This window comes from Paraflavitalea speifideaquila (assembly GCF_032395985.1).
GTDB classification, from domain to species: domain Bacteria; phylum Bacteroidota; class Bacteroidia; order Chitinophagales; family Chitinophagaceae; genus Paraflavitalea; species Paraflavitalea speifideaquila.
The window spans coordinates 504,102-520,803 of the sequence record NZ_CP135920.1 but is presented as its reverse complement, the minus strand read 5'-3'; the positions used below and the strand labels follow the sequence as shown (position 1 = coordinate 520,803).

At 38.0% G+C, this 16,702-nt stretch carries 22 protein-coding genes and 2 pseudogenes; 1 reads left to right on the top strand and 23 read right to left on the bottom strand.

Features of this window, described 5'->3' with window-relative positions; all coding sequences use genetic code 11:
- Positions 1–46: 46 nt before the first annotated feature.
- The 23 genes and pseudogenes from RS881_RS03705 to RS881_RS03610 all read right to left on the bottom strand — a co-directional run bounded on the left by RS881_RS03705 (position 47) and on the right by RS881_RS03610 (position 15,453).
- Entirely contained in the window at positions 47–415 is a 369-nt protein-coding gene (locus RS881_RS03705; RefSeq protein ID WP_315819849.1) for a hypothetical protein, read from the bottom strand.
- Between the two features lie 133 nt (positions 416–548).
- Positions 549–1,145, bottom strand: a complete 597-nt coding sequence (locus RS881_RS03700) for a 7-cyano-7-deazaguanine synthase (RefSeq protein ID WP_315819848.1) — start codon at positions 1,143–1,145, stop codon at positions 549–551.
- A 65-nt stretch (positions 1,146–1,210) separates the two neighbouring features.
- Positions 1,211–1,975 (bottom strand): annotated as a pseudogene (locus tag RS881_RS03695) (HisA/HisF-related TIM barrel protein).
- Positions 1,975–2,592, bottom strand: coding sequence for an imidazole glycerol phosphate synthase subunit HisH (gene hisH / locus RS881_RS03690; RefSeq protein ID WP_315819847.1), 618 nt, complete (start codon positions 2,590–2,592; stop codon positions 1,975–1,977). Before hisH ends, RS881_RS03695 begins: the two are co-directional and overlap by 1 nt.
- Entirely contained in the window at positions 2,589–3,194 is a 606-nt protein-coding gene (locus RS881_RS03685) for an acyltransferase (RefSeq protein WP_315819846.1), read from the bottom strand. The genes hisH and RS881_RS03685 overlap by 4 nt, the downstream gene beginning before the upstream one ends.
- Before the next feature lie 490 nt (positions 3,195–3,684).
- On the bottom strand, positions 3,685–4,068 hold the full coding sequence (locus RS881_RS03680; RefSeq protein WP_315819845.1) for a glycosyltransferase family 2 protein: 384 nt from the start codon (positions 4,066–4,068) through the stop codon (positions 3,685–3,687).
- Between the two features lie 455 nt (positions 4,069–4,523).
- Positions 4,524–5,222 (bottom strand): acyltransferase family protein, encoded by a 699-nt coding sequence (locus RS881_RS03675; RefSeq protein WP_315819844.1) that lies wholly within the window; start codon positions 5,220–5,222, stop codon positions 4,524–4,526.
- Positions 5,223–5,356: 134 nt separating this feature from the next.
- Positions 5,357–5,746 carry a glycosyltransferase family 4 protein gene (locus tag RS881_RS03670; protein ID WP_315819843.1) on the bottom strand — a complete coding sequence of 130 codons (390 nt, stop codon included), beginning with the start codon at positions 5,744–5,746 and terminating at the stop codon, positions 5,357–5,359.
- Positions 5,733–6,326, bottom strand: a complete 594-nt coding sequence (locus RS881_RS03665; RefSeq protein ID WP_315819842.1) for a hypothetical protein — start codon at positions 6,324–6,326, stop codon at positions 5,733–5,735. Before RS881_RS03665 ends, RS881_RS03670 begins: the two co-directional genes overlap by 14 nt.
- 123 nt (positions 6,327–6,449) lie before the next feature.
- Positions 6,450–6,929, bottom strand: a complete 480-nt coding sequence (locus RS881_RS03660; protein ID WP_315819841.1) for an FkbM family methyltransferase — start codon at positions 6,927–6,929, stop codon at positions 6,450–6,452.
- A gap of 351 nt (positions 6,930–7,280) precedes the next feature.
- Positions 7,281–7,841 carry a hypothetical protein gene (locus RS881_RS03655; protein WP_315819840.1) on the bottom strand — a complete coding sequence of 187 codons (561 nt, stop codon included), beginning with the start codon at positions 7,839–7,841 and terminating at the stop codon, positions 7,281–7,283.
- A gap of 73 nt (positions 7,842–7,914) precedes the next feature.
- Positions 7,915–8,040 (bottom strand): annotated as a pseudogene (locus RS881_RS58975) (glycosyltransferase family A protein); the annotation flags it as partial.
- A complete protein-coding gene (locus RS881_RS03650; RefSeq protein ID WP_315819839.1) occupies positions 8,037–8,225 on the bottom strand; it encodes a glycosyltransferase family 2 protein in 189 nt (62 codons plus the stop codon). The gene RS881_RS03650 and the pseudogene RS881_RS58975, both read right to left, overlap by 4 nt.
- Positions 8,226–8,397: 172 nt before the next feature.
- Positions 8,398–8,469 carry a hypothetical protein gene (locus RS881_RS58970; protein WP_350340373.1) on the bottom strand — a complete coding sequence of 24 codons (72 nt, stop codon included), beginning with the start codon at positions 8,467–8,469 and terminating at the stop codon, positions 8,398–8,400.
- Between the two features lie 2 nt (positions 8,470–8,471).
- Positions 8,472–8,687 (bottom strand): hypothetical protein, encoded by a 216-nt coding sequence (locus tag RS881_RS03645; RefSeq protein WP_315819838.1) that lies wholly within the window; start codon positions 8,685–8,687, stop codon positions 8,472–8,474.
- A gap of 455 nt (positions 8,688–9,142) precedes the next feature.
- Entirely contained in the window at positions 9,143–9,256 is a 114-nt protein-coding gene (locus tag RS881_RS58965; RefSeq protein ID WP_350340372.1) for an LbetaH domain-containing protein, read from the bottom strand.
- A gap of 417 nt (positions 9,257–9,673) precedes the next feature.
- Positions 9,674–10,741, bottom strand: a complete 1,068-nt coding sequence (locus RS881_RS03640) for an ABC transporter ATP-binding protein (protein ID WP_315819837.1) — start codon at positions 10,739–10,741, stop codon at positions 9,674–9,676.
- 163 nt (positions 10,742–10,904) lie between these two features.
- Positions 10,905–11,597, bottom strand: coding sequence for an ABC transporter permease (locus tag RS881_RS03635; protein WP_315819836.1), 693 nt, complete (start codon positions 11,595–11,597; stop codon positions 10,905–10,907).
- A 161-nt stretch (positions 11,598–11,758) separates the two neighbouring features.
- Positions 11,759–11,935 (bottom strand): hypothetical protein, encoded by a 177-nt coding sequence (locus RS881_RS03630; RefSeq protein WP_315819835.1) that lies wholly within the window; start codon positions 11,933–11,935, stop codon positions 11,759–11,761.
- Positions 11,923–12,150 (bottom strand): hypothetical protein, encoded by a 228-nt coding sequence (locus tag RS881_RS03625; RefSeq protein ID WP_315819834.1) that lies wholly within the window; start codon positions 12,148–12,150, stop codon positions 11,923–11,925. The genes RS881_RS03630 and RS881_RS03625 overlap by 13 nt, the downstream gene beginning before the upstream one ends.
- A 35-nt stretch (positions 12,151–12,185) precedes the next feature.
- A complete protein-coding gene (locus RS881_RS03620; RefSeq protein ID WP_315819833.1) occupies positions 12,186–14,141 on the bottom strand; it encodes a GumC family protein in 1,956 nt (651 codons plus the stop codon).
- 107 nt (positions 14,142–14,248) lie between these two features.
- Complete coding sequence (locus RS881_RS03615) at positions 14,249–14,920, bottom strand: polysaccharide biosynthesis/export family protein (RefSeq protein ID WP_315819832.1); 672 nt, start codon at positions 14,918–14,920, stop codon at positions 14,249–14,251.
- Positions 14,921–15,108: 188 nt separating this feature from the next.
- Positions 15,109–15,453, bottom strand: a complete 345-nt coding sequence (locus RS881_RS03610; RefSeq protein WP_315819831.1) for a transcription termination/antitermination NusG family protein — start codon at positions 15,451–15,453, stop codon at positions 15,109–15,111.
- An 807-nt stretch (positions 15,454–16,260) separates the two neighbouring features.
- Between RS881_RS03610 and RS881_RS03605 the strand changes: the two genes are divergently transcribed.
- Complete coding sequence (locus RS881_RS03605; protein ID WP_315819830.1) at positions 16,261–16,518, top strand: DUF5009 domain-containing protein; 258 nt, start codon at positions 16,261–16,263, stop codon at positions 16,516–16,518.
- Positions 16,519–16,702: the final 184 nt, after the last annotated feature.

Below are 16,702 nucleotides of genomic sequence, written 5' to 3'. Positions count from 1 at the left end.
GCCCACATCCTATAATCCCAAATCTTACTCTTTTTTTCCATACTGGTTACTTTCTTTTTATGATCCTCCTCAGCTTTTCTGTTTTCCTTAAGAGGTTCATATATCCCTCTTTTAGATGAGTATCAGTTTTAAAATCCTCATGCTTTTTTACAGGGGTTTGCAAAATTGCAGTAAATGAAGTTTCATCCAGTCCAAGCTTTTTCAGTACATATTCCTTATCCTGCATAAGATCAAACTCTGTATATAGCGGTTGTTCCATTTCCTTCAAAGCCTGGTCCCTCGTAATCTGTCCAGAACATATCAAGGTTGATAAATGAGCCTTACGCTTATCAATCCTAAATTTTTCAGGCAGAATATAGGCTTGGTAAAACTTTGTAAATATTGATTCATAATGTTTCCCCCATAATCGCGCCATCCAAGTTTGCTTTTTATCAACTCTTTAACCTTCTGCTTATTATAATGCACATAATTCAATATAGTGATAGGTGTCAACTTCAGGACAGCAGAATAGTACACATACTTTTTAAAATCAAAAGTAGGATAGGTCTTTATTTTGCGCCTTCAAACTGTTTATGAATGTCTCTTAGATTTTTAAAATCCATTTTCTTGTACAGCCAGCTCGGAGGCATGATATATTCCGTGACTACATTTGTCCCACTAATTATATAACTGATATTCTTTTCTTTCGCCAGTTTATACATTGTTGCAAATATGGCATGATCCGAAACTACTTCAATATCTACAACAGAAGCTTTCAGATAAGACAATTGAATATCCTTAAATTCTTCCCAATTTACCACCAGGGTATACAGGTCAATATTCAAGCGAGTGATGATATTCTCAATATTCTTGACCGCCAATTCTGAATTCCAGCCGTTATCAAGATGTACAGCTAATGGCCTCAACCCCAACTCCTTTATTAAATAAGCAACATATGTACTATCGACTCCACCACTTAAACCTATCAGGCAATCATAAGGAGAATTTTTTCCAGCTTCCTTTATTTTTCGTACCAAAGCATCTAGCTTTTCTTTGCCTGATTCTCCAGTAAAAACATTCCGGGCTTGTTCCTTTTGGTAGTCATAATAATAGTTACAAACCCCATTTTCATCAAAACTGATGTCAGGATCAGCAATATTATCCATAATTGTTATTGAACATTGTCTGTAGCCAGGATCTTCTTTACTGAGTACCATATCTACTGAAATAATTATGCAATCTTTGAAAATAATTTGTCTTTAAGCTCTTGCCGTGAAGGGTAACTAATAAGTACAGCACGATGAGCTCTTTGAAATACAAACAAACTGCCAGCCGCAACAGCAGAAGCGCCATGCTGTACAGCCTGTCGAAAATCATCAACGGATCCTGCCCCACCGCAAGCAATTAATGGAATGTTTAAAGCTTCACTTACCTGTTTTACCAGTCCATAATCATACCCTTCATAGGTCCCATCCTTATCTACAGAATTAAGAAATATTTCTCCAGCGCCAGCATTCTCCATCCTTTTGCAAATACAATTGGATCTTCATTCAAAGTTTCTGTCGCGTTTCTACCTGTTACTTTGTATTTTCCGAACAAATTCTTTTTACGTCCATAGAAACAACCACGCTTTGACTTCCTACTAGCTTTGCAGCTTCACTAATGAGTTGAGGTTTTTAATAGCGCTATTATTTAAAACAATCTTTTCTACGCCGGTATAAAAAAGCTCCTTAATTTCTTCTATAGTAGAAATCCCTCCACCATAAGCCAATGGAATAAATGCTTCACCCGTTATTTCTTTTATCTTTTGCATATTGGGGCCCCTTCTTTCCTTGCTGGCATCAATATCCAGAATCACAATTTCATCGATTTCCTTTTCGTTGAAAATTTTCACAGCATTAATTGGATCTCCAACATAAGTAAACTTCTTGAACTTGACGGATTTAACCAATCCCCCTTGCAATAGTAAAACAGGTATGACTCTTATTCCATGCATTAGTAATTTTCTGCAAAATTTTTTAATAACTGCATTCCGAAGCGGTGGCTCTTTTCTGGATGAAATTGAACCCCTAGGATGTTATTATATTCCACACCAGCTGTAAATGAATATCCATACTCAGCCTCCACAAGGCTGTCTTCAATACGCTCCAGTTGAATATGAAAAGAATGGGCAAAATAAAAGCGGGCGTCTTGCAATCCTTCCATTAAAGGAGAACTTTTCCTCCACTTTATATCTAACCAACCCATATTGGGGATTTTATGGATTTTCTTCATTAGCTCTGGGTTAAACCGAATCGTTTTTCCAGGAATCCAACCCAAGCCCACTTCACTACCTTCTTCACTTGAACGCATAAACATCTGAAGTCCTACACAAATCCCCAATACGGGAATTTTGTCTATAAAGACCTTTTCTTCAACCAAAGACCTTAAGCCGCTGGCATTGAATTTCTGCATACAATTGTCGAAATGCCCCATACCAGGAAGCAATAATTTGGAAGCAGTAGCAATAACATCCGCGTCCCCGCTAATAATGGCAGATTTACCCCCCTTTTTCAACATATTCTGGATAGAGGTCAAGTTCCCTACACCATAATCAACAATAACAATTGTCATATTTTGAGATACTTCTTGCGATAATCCTCAAATTTGTCTCCCCGAATAAATCCATAGTAATCAATTTTATTTCGGAAAGGAATGCATTTCTCTTTATCTAAGAACTTGATCACTTTACCAGGAACGCCGCCAATAACACAGTACCCTTCAGAAAATGATTTAGTTACTACACACCCTGCTCCCACAATAGTCCAATCACCTAATTCTACCCCAGGCATAATTTTGGCCCCTGCTCCAATCCAACAATATTTGCCAATTTTTACTTTAGCCTCCAGATGTTGCCTGCTATCATAAACATTATGATTTGCGCTTACTATAACCACATTTGGAGCAATTTGGGTATAATCACCAATCTCAATTCCTCCCTTTCCTTGAATATAACATCCGTTCATGATACCTGGATAAGCATCAATTCCAACTAAAATATTCTCCGCATCATAAACCTTGCTTGTATAATGTACTGGCCAGTATGCTTTCTTATTTCCTCCTTTATTCAACACTTTCTGATTGAACCAATTTTCAAATGTAATCCGATTCTGATAATCCTGTGTTTCGTGAATAAAACGAAAAAAAGGAATCTTTGTTATTAAAACGATTGGCAACTGCAGGGGCGTTGAAGAAAATATTTCACCCTTTTAATCATTTGTACAACTGGAGTTTTTTGATAATGGAAATAGCTCCTTGTACCTTCATCGTCAAAATACTTTTTAGAAGAGACTTCCTTAGGGCCAATTTATGTTCCTTTAGTAAAGACCTTGCTACAGAAGATTCTAAAGGGCAATGTCTGTCTTTAAGGTATTTTATCTTTATTGATTCATATACATGTTGGTACGCGTAATAAGAATTCATTTCCTGTTCACTATGTTCTCTATACCACACCAACCCTTGCGGCATCAATACTACACTATATTTTTGCGCCAATCTATGCCACATTTCGTAGTCGCCTGCCATTCTAATTGAAAAAAACCTCCAGCGGCATTGAATACTTCGCGTTTAATAATGGAAGATAATGGTGCTTTATGAAATAAACCAGCCCCTTTATAATGATATACGTAGGCTTCCTTAGGAGTAAGCAGAATTGGAAATGGGGCTTTAATATATTGGTCTAAAGAACATAATCCCCAGCCAGCTTCGGGAAACCGTTCCATCATTAATACCAGCAACTCTATCCCCCCAGGGATAAAGGGTATCATCTGCATCAACATATTTTAAATATTTTCCTGATGCATAACTGGCTGCTTTATTTCGATTTGGGTAATCACCCAAATTTTGTTCGTTTACATATACTTTCACCCTGGCATCATGAGCTTCATAATGTTTGGCTAATTCGACCGTTTTATCTTTTGAGCAGTCGTCTACAACTATTAGTTCGAAATTTTTATACGTTGACTCTAATACACTCTTAATCGCCTCTCCTATATATTGCTGCCGATTGTAGGATGTCATTAAAATGCTTACTAATGGTTGCTCACTCATACAATTCAATAGTTAACCAACTCTAGGCTTTTAATATCTGCAGAATCCTTTTCATTGTATATAATTTCATTCCTCTTATGATTCAAAGTATACTTTGAGTTTGTTTAAAGGCCTTTCAAAATAATACCATGACAGCGAGGATATACCAATTAGCAACAAAAATTGGAGGCTTAAGGTTGCTAAGGTATTTGAGCCAAAGTCTTTTAACAAGGGTGGAATAGGTATTGGATATGCAGATTCAATACCCCTAAAGCAACGCACCAGCCATGGCATAAAATTGTGGTAAACATACAGGCCGTAACTAATCTTACCTAAATATACTGTAATAGGGTTTCTTAATATTGTTGCTACTATTCCACTGAATCCATTAACCGTTTTATGGATCACCAAAATGGTTATAAATGGAAAAATCAATATCCAGGTTGTAAATCCAAAGACATATAGAAGGAGGGTTCCTACAAAAGAGGGAGCGCCCATAGCAAATTCCGAGTATCCAATATGCGAAATGTTCGCTTATAAACATATTTGTAAGCCAATATTGCACCCAATCCAAAAGAGTCAAATGCCCCAATAGGAAGTAGGTCAGGGTAAAATAGAGTTGGACAAAAGGCAGCCATTATCAGCTTATAGGTGATGCTACTTGCAATGGTAATAATAAAGAGACGTAGCATATAGCGAATAGGAACAAACAGTATTACGATTGGCCAAACCAAATAAAATTGCTCCTCGACTGCCAAAGACCAAAAATGTGACAACATTCCTTGCCATGATTGCTTGATAAAGAATAAGATGTTACTACTATAAGTTACAAACCAAATAGTGTTTCCATCAAAAATATTCTTATTAGCTACATAAAGTAAAATAATTACAAGGTAGTAAAGAGGGAAAATCCTCAATGTCCTACGCAGGTAAAAATTAATTAAAGCCTTGCGGGGTGTTGATTTATGTTCCTCATCAATTTGCTTGCGGACCACTAACAAATTATGACTGATAAGGAATCCGCTCAATCCGAAGAAAAATGTAACGCCCATAAACCCATTGGGTAGCTTGTTCATCACGCTATCGGGAACCCAATGTGAAACAATTACTAAAACGACTGCAATAAACCTAAACGTATCCAGCTCTTTAATGAACCCCAACTTTCCAATTGCCATTCCTGTCTTAATTGAAGTTTCTATTGAACACATCCGCCAAATTACGCCCTATCACATTCCAATCATAACGAGCCTTAACTAATTGATAGCCATTTAATGCAATAGTCCTGATTCTTTCTTTATCTTGTATCAGTTCAATTATTTTTTTTTCCGAAAAGCTCTGCTTCATCAGCAATAAGAATGTCACTTTCAGCAGTATAATCTATACCTTCTGCGCCTTTAGTAGTGGATATCACTGGCACTTGTCTGCTCATAGCTTCGAGCACCTTTAAGCGGGTACCACTTCCTGTAAATAAGGGCACTACCGCCACATTAGCCTGTTGATAATATTGATCTACATCCTTTACCTTTCCGTGATAGTTAATATATGATGCGTCGAGAGCGTTTCGTAATTCAACTCCAGGCTCACCTTTCCCAATCACAATGAGCCTAATCAAAGAATTAATTTTCACAAGATTAGGCAGAACTTTTGTACAAAACCATAAAAGCCCTTCCCGATTCGGTCCATAATCAATGATCCACAAAAATTAATTGATGCTGTTGATCATTGGAATGAGCAGGAAGCATAGGCCGAAGCTCGATTCCATTGGGAACAACTACTCCTTTTAAGCGACCGCCATTCAATTTAGCAAACACCTGCAAGTCAATATCACTACAAGCCATTAAGGCATCTATCTGCTTATGAAGAGAAGATTCGACTTTCTCAATATGGTCGTTGGAAGCGATACTGTGACCGTTAAGAGGTATTTCTACTAATCGACTATCGACGTTATGTGCATCATAAATAATTAGTGCAGTTTTGCTTAGCTTACGAATCACAGGTATGGCATTTAGTGTGCTCAAGTTTTCAAGCACTACAAAATCATATTTTTTTCGCTTTAAAGCAAAAGTCAAAACAGGATAATACAATAAGAAACTACTATCCGCAGGACCCTTCAAAGACCTTTTCCAATATCGATAACGGAAACTATTTTTCATGTTATCTGGCAGCAAAGAGAACACATCTTTGGGTTCAGGAAAATTCTTAGTAGAAATGATTTCGCATTCCTTCAATTCAGGGAACTGGCTAAATGCAGTCGTCAGTTCTGGTTTTCCTTGATGCACAATGGCTGTTACTTTAAAATACCTGGAAAGCTGACAAAGTAAATGAAAACATCGTAGCATCCCCCGTTCATTGGAGGATACAATTCGAAATAAGGTATAACAATCAATATATTCTTCATGATCTTACGGCTTCACAGCAACCAGCAATCCGAAAGTATAAGATATCTCAGAAGTAAAAATAACCTCAAATCCCATTTCTTCAATAGCTTTGATCAATAGACCTAGAGTCATACCAGGTTTTGCCCACAAATGATACTCCATAGTAATACTTCTTACCATTTTGAAGAGCTCTTTTTCTTCCAGTAAATCCCATTCAGCGCCTTCGCAGTCCATTTTCAAGACATCAATTTGCCCTCCACTTCGCTTAATTACCTCTGTAAAAGCAGTACCTCTAACATTTCCTTCCTCCGATACCTTAGTCACTGTCTCTAAATCATTCTCAGTGAAGTTTAGAGTAACCATGCAGTTCTTTCTTGTCACAGCCTCATAATAACAGACAGCATTTAAAGCTTCAGTATTATTATCCAAATACTTTCTTAAATTATAGTTAGGCTCATAGCAGCATATCTTCCCTTCTGGAAACGTTTGCCTGGCCGATAACAAGAAGAGCCCCTGGTTACCTCCTATATCTACTATGCTTTTTACGTGGTGGATTCTCTTTTTATCATGCCCAGCTTATAACAATCATCAATACAAATCTGAGAGAACTCGTAAATAAAGGGGGTTGAGAGTGTATTATCGAAAAAAGCCGTTTTCTTGCACCATTAACCTTTATTAGGTCGGGTATTCTAAAACCAGAAGATTTTAAGTAGGTTATTCCATACTGGTAATTTCTCCACCTCTTTTAAATCCATTAATTTTTTGGGCAATAAATTGCATCATGCAGTCTTTAGTTTAGACAAGCTGCCATAAAGAAAGTAACTCAATGCTGCTTGGGGGTCAGTAAACAAGCGATCAATACTGAAATATTTTTGTTTGTCTATAGAACAATAGCTGCAATGACAGGCAATAATAATAAACCATTGAGGCGACCAACCCTATTGCAGCAATAGGATTGTACCTAAACGTATGCTTCACAGATCCTACTTTTAAGAAGGCATACAGTCGATATTTATAACAAATGATAGCCGCTCGAATATCCTTTTCAAATCTCTTATCCTTTTTAATTTTCTCTTCCCATATCATCAGAACCTTGTCACCAGCCTTTTGATTTAATTCTGTGGAATTAGTTATTTGCCCACCATGCTTTCGATAAAAATATAAAGGGGTATCTATATAGATAACATCCCATGTAAGTGCAATCTCTGAAAATAACAAAACCCCATCACCTATATTCCCCTTACCCTTTCCAAATCGCTGATCCCATCCTGAACTTGAGTCATAAGCCTTTCGTCTGATTAGCGTCATTGGCTCGATCATTCTTGTAGCCCAGCAAAAAATAGAAATAAAAGGAGTAAACGGAATATCTTCTCTTAAGGACTTCATCCAAAAGCGTGGGAACCACCCTGGTTCCATAGTTTGGGTTTCCCAACAACTCATTATTGCTATCAATTAACTTATGGTTACAATAGATAGCACCAACACGATCGTTGACAATAATACGGCCATACATTGTCTGCAACATATCTGGGTGTAAGACATCATCAGCATCGTAAAAGAGGAAAAATTGACTAGTCGGTGAAATAAATCCTAATCCATGTAACCTGGCGCTCACATAGCCTCCATTTTCCTTAGCCACAACGCGAATACGTTTTCGGATTGTCCATAGCGTAAAGCAATTTCCCTACTATTGTCAGTACTTCCATCATCCACAATCACCAACTCCCAATCCAGGAAGCTTTGCTGAACAACCGATTCTATTGACTTACCAATGAACTGCCCTGCATTATAGCAAGGCATTACTATACTAATAATTGCCATATCTCAAAAGGCTATCCTGATCACATATAAGATTTGTTGATAGCAATGGTCGTATCACTTATGTCGAAATAGAAAAAATTACTTTGTCTAAAAGCCTCATAAATATTTTCCCTGCAATTAAATTCATCATGAATCTCAATTGCAACACACTTTACCTTAAGCAGGAATTTTTCGCATATTCAATATCAGCAAACAGCTCCTTCTCCGATCCCTCTATATCAATTTTTAATATATCAATATCTCCTTTTGATTAATAATGTCCAGAATAGAAAATGCCTGAATTTCTCCCCCAGAACCGTTGGGCGCTCCAACACTAATTGACCACTCTTTTCCATCTCTGAAATCTCTATTAAGGAATAGTTTTTCATTCCTGTTCCAAACACCACCTTCAATGATCGCTGTCTTACTTATATTATTCACTTCAAAGTTCAATTTCATCATTGAGACATTATCAGCAAACGGCTCAATGGCTAAAAATCGGCTTCAGGGTACTTTTCTTTGAAGTATACCGTAGTAAGTCCAATATTACTGCCACAATCAATAATATTAACAGGTTTGTCTTTGAATATTTGTTCGTAGATACTGATAACGCTTTTGTAGTCTTCATTAACAAAAACCTGGAGATAAACGTCCTTATCGCTTGTATATGGTCTTAAGTATATTAAGCTACTTGTATTGGGCTTCACCTTTATATATTCCCTCTGGGCGATTTTTGTCGACTCATTGGCGGAATAGAATAATGCCCCGTCAATTTTATTTAACCAAGTCTCTTTGAGTTTTTCCAGGATTTCACAATACCAGCGTTAATCCATTTCAAATGAGCCTTGTGCATCAAGTAAAAAATGGCATAGAAAAACCACAACTTCTAGATAAAAAGAGAAATTCTTTAACCGACTTCATTTACGGTATTTTATCACTTTAGCCGGAACACCTGCAATAACCGAGTAAGGTTCCGTTGATTGATTAACTACACTTCCAGCCGCAATAACAGTTCCTTCGCGAATAACCACGCCATCCAGGATGGTACAGCCATGTCCAATCAAACGTCGTTTTCAATAACAATTCCTTTAGCGGTACATCCTTGATCAATGATTGTTTTGTTTTTCTCGCTAAAGTTGTGGTTGTTAGGAATTATCATTACGCCGCCAGCTATTAGTACATTGTTACCAATTTTTAATCCCCCATGTCCATAAATAACAGCATAAGGATTAATACTACAATTGTTGCCAATTTGAATATGCCCACCGTAGCTCAATATAAGAGCACCATCAAATATCTCACACCCCTCTCCAATTTTAATAGACCCACCATTCCTATCCTCAACAACTGCTGAACTGTAAATTCTTGTAGTAGCACCTATCGAAATATTAGGGTTTTGCCTTCCCCAAATAACGACTTTAGTTTTTAATAAAAAACAACCCTTATTTTTAATGCGTTAAGGTGGTCCAGGTGCAATTACAAAGAACATTACCATAGTCTGCATTTTCAAATGCAGCCAATTCAGTTCCATTATCTATCACCCTGAAGGGTAAAATATCGCTTATATACTCATAAGTTGTGACTTTTGAATTGAAGAGCGCCACATCTATGCTATAGGTTCCGGGAGCCAAAAAGGAATCCGGGATTTCACATTCCACGCCAAAAGTATTGACGCCAGGGTTAACTTGAATATTCTTGATTGTAGTAAATATTTTACTCTTAAACTTATCCAAAACAGCGATTCCAACATCAATGCTTCGTTGGCTTACCCCTTGTAGCCGAAGGCTAATCCTTATTGGCTCATTATGTGCAAATTCATTTTTATATCCGCCATCAATCGAATTGAAAAACACTTTATTAAAGCTGGTTGACTGGTTATTATCATTTTGATATCCTTGAGTTTTATCAGCACTATCAAGGTACAAATTGATAGCTTCAGATGCTTTTCCTGTAAAAACAAGGTTCCCGTTTTGCAGCAAATAACCTTTATTGCATAGATTGGCAATTACGCCCATATTATGACTGACGAACAGCACAGTCCTACCTTGGTTTTTACTAACATCTTCCATTTTGCCCAGGCATTTTTTCTGAAACTGAGCATCTCCAACCGCCAATACTTCATCAACAACCAATATCTCTGGCTCCAGGTGTGCCGCCACTGCGAATGCCAAGCGTACATACATACCACTGCTATAACGCTTAACAGGCGTATCCAAGAATTTTTCAATCTCTGCAAAAGATACAATCTCATCAAATTTGCTTCGGATTTCAGTCCTATTCATTCCTAAAATAGCGCCATTGAGGAATATATTCTCTCTGCCCGTTAGTTCCGGATGAAAGCCTGTTCCAACTTCTAACAAGCTGGCTACCCGACCACGAATAGTAATACGTCCGGAAGAAGGTTCCGTAATACGGCTAAGAATTTTAAGCAAAGTACTTTTACCAGCTCCATTCCTGCCAATTATCCCAACCCTATCGCCTTGTTGAATATTAAAATTTATATCATTAAGAGCCAAAAACTCTTCTTTGATGATATTGGTTTTAGTCCTGGAAATTACTTTTTAGCTTTTCTGCTAATAACATCCCTTAACGCAGTATATCTTTCCTGCGTTTCATGAGAAATAATAAACTTTTTGGAGAGGCGTTCAACTTCAATTACAGGTACCGCCATAGAAAGATTTAAATAGTATCAGCAAATGATTTTTCAGTTTTCCGGAAATACCAAATACCAAGGAAACCCAAGATTACAATCATACAAAGAGATAAAAAGAAACCGGGTAAATAAAGAGGTTCACCAACTATGCACCAACGAAAGCCATCAACGACACCAACCATCGGGTTCAGCGAAAACCAAAACCTTACCGATTCTGAATATTTCTCTGCAATCACTGCACTGGTGTAACCAACCGGTGTAATGTAAATACCGAATTGCACAATAAAAGGAATTACATATCTGAAATCACGGTATTTTACATTCAAAGCAGTAACATATAAACCAGCACCCATTGAAATCAGAAAGGCCATTAGAATAAATACAGGCAATAATAATATTTGCAAGGGTGGCAAATATTGATAAAAAACCATAATGATTAAGAGTAACCCAAAAGATATACCAAAATCTACAAGGCTCGTAATTACAGAGGAAGCCGGAATAATCATGCGAGGGAAATATACTTTTGATATCAAGTTGGAATTTCCAATCAAACTATTGCTGGCGTCAGAAAGCGCTGTTGCAAAAAACTGCCAAGGTAGTAGCCCTGCAAATACGATGATAGGATAGGGTATGGTGACATTCTTATCTTCCAGGTTTGCAATCTTTCCAAACACGAATGTAAAAACTATCATCGTCAGAAGAGGTCTGATCACCCCCATGCAGCCCCAATTACCGTTTGTTTATATCTAACCTTAATATCTCGCCAACTCAGTATATAAAAAAGCTCTCTGTAACGCCAGAGGTCTTTCCAATAGTTCTTTTCCGACCTACCAGGTTCAATAATTAATTCTTCAGTTGATGCAGCCATTTTTAAAGGTTGTTATTTCTTTCCTGAAAGGCCAAATATTCTTTTCCATATTGACTTTTTACCATCTCCGCCCTCAAAATAATTGACGCCCTCTTTCCCATACCCATATCCGTATCCATATCCATACCCACCATAACCATATCCACCATAGCCGCCTTTAACATTAATGTCATTAATCACAATGGACAAATGCGGCAACTTCTTTGTTGGTAAATATCGTCAATGAGTTGAATTTGTTTCTTCAATGTATAGTTATGTCTCACAATGTAGGTAGTAGCATCTGCAAAACGACCCAACGTGATGGCATCGCTTACCAGCCCCACTGGCGCAGTATCAATAATTATAGCATCAAATTCATCGCGTAATTCACGGAACAATATTTCTATGCGCTCATTAAGTAACATTTCTGCGGGGTTGGGAGGCACCGGACCACAAGGAATTACAAAAGGTTTTCCACTTCCGGTACAGGATGGATCAGCTCTTTCAATGAAATATTACTTACCAGGTAATTGGTAATACCTTTTCGTTCGCTCAACCCTAGTCCCTTTAATATTTTAGGCTTTCGAATATCAAACTCAAGGATTACTGTGCGTTTACCAGACAAAGCAAGTACTGAGCCCAGATTGGTACTTATAAAAGACTTACCTTCTCCGCTAAAGGAAGATGTTACCAAGATCACAGGTTTTTCAACCTTAGGAAGGATGTATTGGAGATTTGAACGAATAATCCTGAATTGTTCTGCCAAAAACTTCCGGTTATTACGGGTCACTACCAGGGTTCCTGCTTTTCCTGCATGACCTACCTCACCCAAAATTGGGGCAGAAGTCATTTGCTCAACTTCGTTTTTACTGCTAACCTTATCATTTAAATATTCCAGCAGGAATACAATTCCGACAGGTAGAGCAATACCAATAAAAAGCGCTATGATGTACAGCCCCTTTCTATTGGGACTGATAGGCGCGCCCGAGGACATGGCGCTTTCAACTACCTTAATGTTAGAGATAGTTGAAGCGGATGCAATTGCTGTTTCAAGTTTTTTCTGCAATAAATAGGAATATAACTCCTGTAGTATATTTTGTTGACGGGTTACCTCTACCAGCTGCTTTTCTCGGGATGGCATAGAGCCTATCTGCGCAATTACTTCCTTGTTCTTATTTTTTAATTCATTCAAAGCAAGCTCGTGGGCATGTCGAATGTTACCAAGATTCTCTATCATGTCGCTACGCAACCGTGCAATATTAGCATCTATGCTTATTGCCACCGGGTTACCTGAAGGAATATTTTTAGAAGTTTCCCTTTGCAACTGCAATTTGTTAAATTCAGTTACCTGTTGCAGCAACGTAGGTTCTTCGACACCTAACATTGAGGCGCTAATGATATTACGCTCATTGCGGCCATCGGATAAGTAATTAATGAGATAGTCAATCACATACATTTGTACTTCCTGTGATGACAATTCCTTATTATTATCCTTTAATTGATTGAGAATTAGATCGGTCTGTGTCTCAGGGTTAAAAATCCTTTTATTTTCCTTGAATTGTTGCAGGTTTGTTTCCACCCTTGAGAGTCGACGGAAAACGGTATCCAATTGTTCATCTATAAACGACAAGGTTTTTGCAGCAATCTCCCGTTTATCTTCAAGGCTTCCCAATTGATACTCTCGCATATACTGATTCACAATATCTATTCCGAGCCTTGTATTTTCAGTTTGATAAGATATTCCCAATACGTTTGTACCTTCATTTACCCTATTCACTCCAATACTGCCACTCAATCCTGCCGCCATATTCTCTAACGGGACCCATGAAATCACAAAATCATTACTTGAAAAAGCAGCCCTGTTACCATTGTTACCTGTAATGCGAAATCTAACACCCTGGGCATCTACTACCTGATTAAAAAAATAACGTTTCGGTTGCTCATTTAAAATAAACCCATTATCGCCTTCTAGTGTCACCAGTAAACTAAACCCCACCAGGGAATCTGCTATTGATAGTACTTCAAAGTTAAATGGCACATCCCGAACATATACTATTGAAGAGCGGATTTTGCCTTTATTAAAAACCTGCCGTTGCAAACCCAAAGACTTGATTACCCGAGCAGCCATTGAACGTGCCCTAATTATCTCAATCTCGTCATTAATCTTATCGGGTCGCTGCATCATAAAGATGTCGTCAAATTTCTCACCACCATTATTATAGTTCTGTTGACTCACCAGCAGTTTACCGGATACGTTATATAAAGATGGAGAATAACGTAATTTAATATAAGCCGCTGCCATCATGACCCCTACTGATATAATCAGCCAGGGAACATACCAGATATACTTGAAAATAACTTCCCGGGGAGTTATCCTGAATTTGTTACGCTGTTTTTCTATGATTTCTTCTGGCATAAAGAATTTTCTATCGTCTGAAGACGTTTATAAAAATCGCGATAGTAGATAGTATACTGGCTGCTACTGTAATGTTTCGTACAGTTGCTTGATCATTAACAGTGCTCTTATTTTTTTGCCACATCTACAATTACCATATCATTTTGTTGCAGATAAAAATATGATGAGGTAAAGACTTCAGGCTTGCTCAAGTCTAACTGGCCAAATTCAAGGACACCATTTTTTTCCCGCACCACCAGTACATTATTACGCTTTCCAAATACCGTTATATCTCCTGCTAAGCCAAGAGCTTCGAAAATGCTAATCTTATCAGTTGGTATGATGTAAGTACCTGGTTTCGTAACCTCGCCAATCAAGGTAACCCTATAATTCAAAAACTGAATTTCCACATGGGGATTTAGTAAGAGGTTTTTTTGTACATATAAGGCCGCCATTGAATCTGCCAATTGCCTTTTGGTTTTCCCTTCTGCATGAATAGTTCCTAATTTATACAAGCGGATATTACCTTGTTGGTCAACCAGAAAGCCTGCGCTTGTAGAAGATGCTGGCGCATTTGTTGAAGTAGAGCTATTGCCCGAAGAGTTAGTAGTGTTTGCCACGCCCACATTTACATTTAACGGCTGGGCCATTACCGCTGCTGTTGCAGCAGCATCATCACTAAAGAGTGTGATGCCTAATAAATCACCACGTTGGATAACTGGTTCTGCAAATTGAATTTTACTTAGCCGAGCGGTATCAAAAGCCCCTTGTACATATTGGAGGTTTTTACATTCCCGCAAGAGCTTCCCAATATAATAACGAAGATCACGAGCAAAATGCCCGACAAACGTTGCATGAAGATCATATTAAGGTATTTATCAAATCTACTATTTTTCAATAACCCCAATTTTTGACTTATCTATATAAGCAGTTAGGCTAAATCCAATACTTTCAATAAGCACTTCTACCTTTTTTCGCATTACACGCTTTACCGTGCCTTTTTCCCCATCAACAACCCTTGTTTTACTTCTACTATTGCATCAGTAGCAATATCCAATTGTTTCACCTCTACGTCTTCATAATCATTCATGAATTTACGGATAGCTAGTATTTCCTTATCCTTAATTACAGCAGGTTTCCCCTGCCAGTATACGAAATTCACGACTCCACTTACCATGCGAACTGGTGTCTTTTCCTCTTCATTTACCCGCACAAATACGTAAGATTTGAACAAGGGCTCTTCCACAATTTTGATCCTATCGCTCCATTTACGATGCACCTTATTCAATGGACAATAACATTCAACACCTATCTCCACCAGGAGTGTATGCACCTTTTTTTCCCATCGGGGCTTTGTATATACTGCATACCATTTTTTTATTATACCATTACTCATAGGAAAAACGGATCAACTATTACCTTTTTAACCTTGGTCTTGCAGTCTCATTTTGATGAATTCTTGTCCTATTATCAGGCAGAGCTTCGCCACTTCAGTCACATATATTTTACATAAATAACTGATTATCAATATAAACAAGTCCCTTTTTGCCTCTTTAATGCGAAAAGGGCACAAGTGAGTCTTCAACGAAGTACTCCTTACACCCTTCCATTATTTTGTAAAAAATGCGTGTTATTAATATTTTCACAGGTATTCGTTCCAGGTCAACAAAAATCAATTGGACTGCCAACTTTTCCTTTGACGATTGCAAATATAGGAGATTTTCAATGTGCAAAATCATACCATTAAAATACTTAAACCATTATTTTTCAATAAAAAATGGCAATTCCTCAGTCACAAATTGAGGTTGGTCCCATATTGGCAGATATGGCTATTTGAACTAATCTATCCAGAGATAGGTAGCTCACCCAACCCAAGGTTTGATTGATCTCCATCATTTGTCAGGCAATCCTTTTCAATACGGTTTAGGAAACTATAAAGATTAAACGCTCCTCGTATCAGTCATCCATTAGCGGTAATACATAACCAATAATTGGTATTGAGCAGCTCACCCATTACAAACCATAGACCAAAAACCAAGGAAACATTTCATTTCGTATTAAATTATGCAATTCCCTATGGGTCCGTTAGTTCTTGTACCTTCAGCCAGGTTCCTTATCTTTCGTTTCAAAATCCACCACTTTGACCCAACGCTTCTATTCCCTCGACGTATTCAGGGGCGCTACCGTAGCCCTGATGATCCTGGTAAACAACCCCGGTAGCTGGGGACATATCTATGCACCCCTTGAACATGCTCCCTGGCATGGTTGTACTCCTACCGATCTGGTTTTCCCCTTCTTTCTCTTTGCGGTAGGTAATGCCATGTCATTTGTGATGCCACGACTTGAAGCTGCCGGCACGGCTGTATTTCTAAAAAAGTGTTTACGCGGACCCTCTTAATATTCGCCATCGGCTTATTTCTTAACTGGGCACCCTTTGTAAGATGGGTAGACGGAGTTCTGGCATTCAGGCCGTGGGCTGACCCTTTTGTGGAAGGAAAAACACCCTCTGGCGTACGCATACTCGGCGTACTGCAGCGGATAGCGCTCAGCTATTGCTTTGCCTCTCTGATCGTTTATTTTTT